Below are 6,821 nucleotides of genomic sequence, written 5' to 3'. Positions count from 1 at the left end.
GTTGCAGTGCGTGGAGGGGTGGGGGTTAGCGGGTGCTGCCGGCGAGGAGGCCACGACGGCGGAGCAGCCGCTTTTCGATCGGGCCAAAGACGAGCAGTTCGATCAGGATGCCGACGGCGAGGATCAGCAGGATCGCGGACATCACGATGGTCATGTCGGACAGGTCGCGGCCCTGGTTCAGCATAGATCCCAAGCCAAAGCCGATGGAGCCGCCGACGGCGATGATTTCCGCGGCCATCAGCGAGCGCCAGGAGAAGGCCCAGCCCTGCTTGAGTCCGCCCAGGTAACCGGGCAAGGCGGCCGGGAGGATGATTTGGAGCGCCAGCTGGACCCGGGAGGCGCCCAGGACTTTACCGACGCTGCGGTACTGCGGCGGAATCTGGTCCACGCCGGAGATCAGGCCGTTGATGATCGAGGGGATGGCGCCCATGAACACCACGAAGTACACGGTGGCGTCGGTGAGGCCGAACCAGATGATGGCCGCGGGCACCCAGGCCACCGACGGCAGCACCTGCAGCCCCGAGATCAGCGGCCCGAAGGCGCGGCGGAGCGGGGCGACCTGGGCCAGCACGAGTCCGATCGGGGTGGCGATGGCCACGCTGATCAGGAATCCTATGAGCCCGCGCTGCAGCGAGGTCCAGACCGCTTCCTGCAGCTTGCCCTCTGCCCAGAGATGGCCGAACTGGGCCACCACGTCCAGCGGGCCGGGCACAAGGTCCTGCCGTTTGAAGCCCAGGGCCACGTACAGCTGCCAGATGATGACGAGCACCGCGAGCGCGGCAACCGGCAGCAGGACCCGGCTCCAGTCGATCCGGGCCTTGCGCACGGCGTCGGACTGGAGCGAGTCCAGGCCGGCCTCGAGTTCGCGGAGGTCGGCCGAGCCCGTGGAGGACCGGGTCAGGGCCGCGGTGATGTGGCGCGTCTCGCCGGGCTCTACCAGCGACGTTTGTTTACTTGGCATGGCGGCGGATCTCCTCGCGAAGCCGGGCGGTGATTTCGCCGGTGAGCTGGCCGGCGAGTCCGGCGTCGGTGCGGTGTTCTTCGCTGACGTGCCACTCCCGCACCACGCGGCCGGGCCGGGAGGAGAGCAGCAGCACGCGCTGGCCCAGCCGGACGGCTTCGCGGACGTTGTGGGTGACAAAAACGATGGTGCGCCCGGTTTCCTTCCAGATCCGCTCCAGCTCGTCGTGCAGCAGGTCGCGGGTGATCGCGTCGAGGGCGGCGAACGGTTCGTCCATCAGGAGCAGTTGCCGGTCCTGGGCCAGGGACCGGGCCAGGGCTACACGCTGGCGCATCCCGCCGGAGAGCTCGTGCGGACGTTTGTCCCCCGCCCCGCCCAGATGCACGAGGTCCAGGAGTTCGTCGGCCTTCACCCGGCGCCCGGCCTTCCCGACTCCCCGCAGCTTCAGGGCCAGCTCAATATTTTCCCGCGCAGTCAGCCAGGGGAAGAGCGCCGCGTCCTGGAACATAAAGGCGGCGCCGTCGCTCGGCACCTCCAGGGCGCCCGACGTCGGGGCCTCCAGTCCCGCCATGATGTTCAGCAGGGTGGACTTGCCGCAGCCGGACGCACCGAGCAGGGCGACGAACTCGCCCTGCCCGATGCTGGCGTTGACGTCGTCCAGCACCGGGGCGCCGTCGCCGAAGCGCTTGCCCAGGTTTTCCAGTACGACTGGCATGGTCACGTCCTAACTTCTGTTGGCGGAGCTGGCGGCGGGGGCTGGCTAGTCCCTGCCCAGTCCCTGCGCGGAGATCTTCGTCCCGGCGGGGCTGCCGCCCAGGACGCTGTTCAGGGCCGTGAGGTCAAAGATGCCGTTGATGTCGGCCTGGGTGGTGGTGCCGGCGTCGACCCCGTCCTGGAGCAGCTTTTTGTACGTTCCGGCGAGCGGGTCGATGGTGAAGACGATGTTCTTGAGCGAACGGTCGATCACGTCGGCCGGCAGGGCGGCGCCGGCGGATTCCTTGAGAGCGGCGTTGAGGACCGTGGACTTCTCCGCGGCGGGCGCGGCGTTGAGCCAGTCCACGGATTCGACGTGGCCCTTCAGCAGCGCCTTGACCGTGGCGGGGTGCTCGGCGGCGAATTTCTTGTTGACGATCAGGACGGTGGTGATGAACTCACCTTTGTCCCAGAGATCCTTTTCATCGACGAGGACTTTCGCTCCGGCCTGGAGGACCAGACGGGAGGCCCACGGTTCCGGCAGCCACGCGCCGTCGAGCTTGCCGTCCTGGAACAGCTTCAGGGTCTGGGCGTTCTCGGTGGGGTTGATGGCGACGTCGCCGCTGCCGTCAGTGTTGGTCTTGTAGCCCTGCTTGCCCAGCCAGGCGCGCAGTGCCACGTCCTGCGTGCCGCCGAGCTGCGGCGTCGCGAGCTTCTTGCCTTTGAGGTCCGCGGCCGAGGCGATCTCGGGTTTGACCACCAGCTGCGCCCCGCCGGACGCTGCACCGGCGATGATGCTGATCGATTCGCCCTTGCTCTTGACGTAGGAGTTGATGGCGGGGTTGGGGCCGATATAGGTGGCGTCGATGGCGCCGGCGTTGAGGGCCTCGATCGCGGCGGGGCCGGCGTTGAAGACCTGGGTGCTGAGCTTGGTCTCACCAAGGCTCTTGGCGATCAGGCCCTGGCTGACCCCGACGAGGGCAGGGGCGTGCGTGATGTTGCCGAAGTAGCCGAGCTTGAGTTCGGCGGCAGGGGTGTCGGAAGCCGCCGCTGCGGGCGCGGCTTCCGTGGTGCGGGACACCGTGGACGCGACGGCGGCACCGGCACCGATCAGCAGCACGAGGCCGACGGCCAGGCTGATCTCCAGGGTGCGCTTGCGCCTGGGTTTGGTGGTTTCGCCGGCGACGATCCGGGTGGTTCCGGGGGTCTGGCCGGGGGTGGGGTTGTTCGACGGGGATGACATGCGGGAGGTCCTGTTCCTGGGGTGTGCGGGAGGCCGGGCGGGTGGTCAGCGCCGGCGACATCGCCCCCGGAACTCGCCGCGGGGGCCGTGGGAGAGCCGATCCATGGTTGTCATTGGTTCACCATAGGGACTGGCAGGAACCCGGTTCAACGGCCCTGAAACCCGGGGTCACGTGAGTTCATGCAGCGTCATATGCGGGGCCGCCATGCGGCTCTTCAGCGGATTAGTCGCCCTTAACGTTGACGAGCTGCCGGAGCTTGTGCCGTATCTTGACGAGGTCCGCGGAATCGCGCATCACCTGGTCAATGGGCTTGTAGGCCGCCGGGATCTCGTCGATAAATGCCTCGCTGGGACGGAATTCGATGCCCCGCATGGCGGCCTTCAGCTCGGCCAGGGTAAAAGTCTTCTTCGCGGCGTTCCGCGAGTACTCCCGCCCGGCGCCGTGCGGCGAAGAGTTCAGCGACGCGCGGTTTCCCAGCCCGACGACGACGTAGGACGCGGTGCCCATGGAGCCGGGAATCAGCCCGGGGTCGCCCGCCTCGGCCCTGATGGCGCCTTTGCGAGAGACCCAGACGGACTTGCCGTAATGCCATTCCTTCGCGGTGAAGTTGTGGTGGCAGTTGATCCGTTCGGCCTCGCGGACGGAGCCGCCGATCCAGGATTCAAACTGCCGGACCACCCGGTCCATCATCTCCTCGCGGTTCAGCAGGGCGAAGTGCTGTGCCCAGCGGAGTTCCCTGATGTAACGGTCGAATTCAGCAGTGCCTTCCTCGAGGTAGGCCAGGTCCGGGTGCGGCAGGGCGATGTTCCGGCGCAAAATCATGCTCCGGGCCTCGCCGATGTGGCGCTGTGCGAGTTTGTTGCCGACGCCGCGGGACCCGGAATGCAGGAAAAGCCAGACGGCGTCCGCCTCATCCGCGCACACCTCGATGAAGTGGTTGCCCGAGCCCAGCGATCCCAGCTGGAGGGTCCAGTTTGCGGCGTACTGGGCGGGGTCGAAGCGCGCGTGGGCTGCCATCCGCCGCAGTTGGGCAATGCGGGGTACGGCGGTGGCGCTGATCCCGTGGTTGTAGTGGCCGGCGGACAGCGGAATGGCGTGCTCAATGTCCTCCCGCAGCCGTTTCCGGTCCTTGGGCAGGTCCTTGAGGGCATACTGCGTGCGGACGGCGATCATGCCGCAACCGATGTCAACGCCCACAGCCGCAGGGATGACCGCGCCAAGGGTGGGGATGACGGAGCCCACGGTGGCGCCCAGGCCCAGGTGGGCGTCCGGCATCAGGGCCAGATGCGGATAGATGATGGGCAGCTGTGCCGTGGCCAGGGCCTGCTTGCGGGTCGCGTCATCCAGGATCGAAGCCCAGCTGATGAGCCGGCTGTTGATGATCTCCAACGATCTGCCCTCCCATGACGATGATCGCGGGAGGGCAGCCGGGTGGCAAGGCCTTAGATTGAGTAGCGCTCGTCCTCGTGGTCGCCGGGGTGGTCGTTGACGAGACCCGCGGCGAGGGTGTTGCCGTCCTGCGGATCGATCACGAGGAACGCGCCGGTGCGGCGGTGGTGCAGGTAGTTCTCGAGCGGCAGCGGCGCGGCGAGCCGCAGCTGGGCATGTCCAATGTCGTTGAGCTCCAGGGTGGAGGTGGGCTCCAGCTGGAAGTTGGCGAGGTCCAGCTTGCCCGTCACGTTCCGGACCAGGGCCTGGACCGTGCGGGTGCCGTGCTTGACCAGCACCTTGGCGCCCTCGCGGAGCGGCTTGGGCGAGAGCCAGCATAGTGCGGCGTACAGGTCCGCCGAGGCCTCCCTGATAGTGCCCGCCGCCGCGATCGTATCCCCGCGGGCGACGTCGAACTCATCCGCGAGGCGCAGCGCCACGGATTGCGGGGCCACGGCCTCGGTCAGTTCCAGTCCGGCGAAGTCGATCCCGGTGACGGTGGTGGTGCGCGGCGCCTGGCCCGGGGTGAGGACGCTGACCTTGTCCCCCAGTTTCACCGAGCCCTCGGTGATCTGCCCGGCGTAGGCCCGGTAGTCGCGGTAACCCTCGACGTCGAGTCCGCTGGCGACGGCGTCGGGGGCCAGGGCCCCCTGCGGCCGGATGACCAGCTGGACGGGGAACCGGAAGCTCTCCAGGTGGCTTTCGAGTTCGTCCGCGGCCGGCAGGGTCTCGAGGACTTCGAGCAGCGCAGGTCCGCCGTACCAGGGCGTGCGGCCGGAGCGGTCCACGACGTTGTCGCCGTCGAGCGCGGAGACGGGAATGACGAAAAGGTCCGCAATCCCGCCTGTATTTGAATCGTCACGGCCGAGCCCAAGCTCCCGGCCGACCTTCTGCACGTCGGCCTCGATCCCGCGGAACACGTCCTCGCTGAAGTCCACGAGGTCGATCTTGTTCACGGCGACGATCACGTGCGCCACGCGCAGCAGCTGCAGCACGGACAGATGCCGGCGGGTCTGCTCCAGGACACCCTTGCGAGCGTCAATGAGCACGACGACGGCGTCCGCAGTGGATGCTCCGGTCACCGTGTTCTTGGTGTACTGCACGTGGCCGGGGCAGTCCGCGAGGATGAAGCTGCGGCGGTCCGTGGCGAAGTAGCGGTAGGCGACGTCGATGGTGATGCCCTGTTCCCGCTCGGCGCGCAGGCCGTCGGTCAGCAGGGCGAGGTCGATCCCGCCTTTCTCGCCCCCGAAACCGCGGTCCGCGGAGGTGCGGGCGACGGCGTCGAGCTGGTCGGCGAGGATCGCCTTGGAGTCGTGCAGGAGCCTGCCCACCAGGGTGGACTTGCCGTCGTCGACGGAGCCCGCGGTGGCGAAGCGGAACAGGGTCGAAGACAGAAAGCGAGAGGCCAGGGGCGCCTCGTCAAGAAGGGCAGCCGCGCGGGCGGTGTCGATGTCGGTGCTCATTAGAAATAGCCATCCTTCTTGCGGTCTTCCATGGCGGCCTCGGAGATGCGGTCATCCGCCCGGGTGGCGCCACGTTCGGTGATGGTGGAGGCGGCAACTTCGATGACGACGTCGCGCACGGTGGCGGCGGCCGATTCGACGGCGCCGGTGCAGGACATGTCGCCCACGGTCCGGTAACGGACAGTCTTGGTGATGACCTGCTCGTGTTCGCGCGGCTGGGACACCTCGCCGACCGCGCGCCACATGCCGTCGCGGGCGAAGACCTCGCGGTCATGGGCGTAGTACAGGCCCGGGAGGTCGATGTTTTCGCGCTCGATGTAGCGCCACACGTCGAGTTCGGTCCAGTTGCTGATCGGGAACGCCCGGACGTGCTGGCCCACCGTGTGGCGGCCGTTGTACAGGTTCCACAGTTCGGGCCGCTGGTTGCGCGGATCCCACTGGCCGAACTCGTCGCGCAGGCTCAGGATCCGCTCCTTCGCCCGGGCCTTGTCCTCGTCGCGGCGGCCGCCGCCGAAGACGGCGTCGAACTTGTTGCGCTGGATCGAGTCCAGCAGGGGGACGGTCTGCAGCGGGTTGCGGGTGCCGTCGGCGCGCTCGGCAAGCTCGCCGGAGTCGATGAACTCCTGGACGGAGCCGACGACGAGCTTGAGTCCCAGCCGTTCCACGGTCCGGTCGCGGAAGTCGATGACCTCGGGAAAGTTGTGCCCGGTGTCCACGTGCAGGACAGGGAACGGCACCTTGCCGGGCCAGAACGCCTTCGTGGCCAGGTGCAGCATCACCACGGAGTCCTTGCCGCCGGAGAACAGCAGCGCCGGCTTCTCGAATTCGGCAACCACCTCGCGGATGATGTGAATCGCTTCCGACTCCAACGTGTCCAAAGACGACAGGCGGGATGACCGCAGAGCCGCAGCAGCAGATGCCGCCCCGGGAGTGGCATCTAAGGCATCGGCCGAGGGACCCGACGCGAGCTTGCGAGCGTTGGGAAGGCCGCTGCCGCTGTCGGAGCGGGACGCGATGCTGCTTGCAGCATCG

At 67.8% G+C, this 6,821-nt stretch carries 6 protein-coding genes; all 6 read right to left on the bottom strand.

Annotation, left to right across the window (positions count from 1 at the left end; genetic code table 11):
- Positions 1 to 25: 25 nt before the first annotated feature.
- Positions 26 to 961: an ABC transporter permease gene (locus tag K789_RS0107910; RefSeq protein ID WP_024366291.1), complete on the bottom strand. Its 936-nt coding sequence runs from the start codon at positions 959 to 961 to the stop codon at positions 26 to 28.
- A complete protein-coding gene (locus tag K789_RS0107905) occupies positions 951 to 1,676 on the bottom strand; it encodes an ABC transporter ATP-binding protein (RefSeq protein ID WP_024366290.1) in 726 nt (241 codons plus the stop codon). Before K789_RS0107905 ends, K789_RS0107910 begins: the two co-directional genes overlap by 11 nt.
- Positions 1,677 to 1,721: 45 nt before the next feature.
- On the bottom strand, positions 1,722 to 2,897 hold the full coding sequence (locus K789_RS0107900; protein WP_024366289.1) for an ABC transporter substrate-binding protein: 1,176 nt from the start codon (positions 2,895 to 2,897) through the stop codon (positions 1,722 to 1,724).
- Positions 2,898 to 3,120: 223 nt separating this feature from the next.
- Entirely contained in the window at positions 3,121 to 4,287 is a 1,167-nt protein-coding gene (locus tag K789_RS0107895; RefSeq protein WP_024366288.1) for an RtcB family protein, read from the bottom strand.
- Positions 4,288 to 4,340: 53 nt separating this feature from the next.
- Positions 4,341 to 5,789 carry a sulfate adenylyltransferase subunit 1 gene (locus tag K789_RS0107890; RefSeq protein ID WP_024366287.1) on the bottom strand — a complete coding sequence of 483 codons (1,449 nt, stop codon included), beginning with the start codon at positions 5,787 to 5,789 and terminating at the stop codon, positions 4,341 to 4,343.
- Complete coding sequence (gene cysD, locus K789_RS0107885; protein WP_029704735.1) at positions 5,789 to 6,691, bottom strand: sulfate adenylyltransferase subunit CysD; 903 nt, start codon at positions 6,689 to 6,691, stop codon at positions 5,789 to 5,791. Before cysD ends, K789_RS0107890 begins: the two co-directional genes overlap by 1 nt.
- Positions 6,692 to 6,821: the final 130 nt, after the last annotated feature.

Origin of the sequence: Arthrobacter sp. TB 26 (genome assembly GCF_000427315.1) — a bacterium.
Classification (GTDB): Bacteria; Actinomycetota; Actinomycetes; order Actinomycetales; family Micrococcaceae; genus Arthrobacter.
The sequence above is the reverse complement of the archived record's forward strand: the minus strand, read 5'-3'. Positions and strand labels throughout refer to the sequence as shown.

What these genes read in the sequence shown, in the direction of transcription:
- K789_RS0107905 (WP_024366290.1), bottom strand. Translation starts at nt 1,676, where the DNA reads ATGCCAGTCGTACTGGAAAACCTGGGCAAGCGCTTCGGCGACGGCGCC.
- K789_RS0107890 (WP_024366287.1), bottom strand. Translation starts at nt 5,789, where the DNA reads ATGAGCACCGACATCGACACCGCCCGCGCGGCTGCCCTTCTTGACGAG.
- K789_RS0107900 (WP_024366289.1), bottom strand. Translation starts at nt 2,897, where the DNA reads ATGTCATCCCCGTCGAACAACCCCACCCCCGGCCAGACCCCCGGAACC.
- K789_RS0107910 (WP_024366291.1), bottom strand. Translation starts at nt 961, where the DNA reads ATGCCAAGTAAACAAACGTCGCTGGTAGAGCCCGGCGAGACGCGCCAC.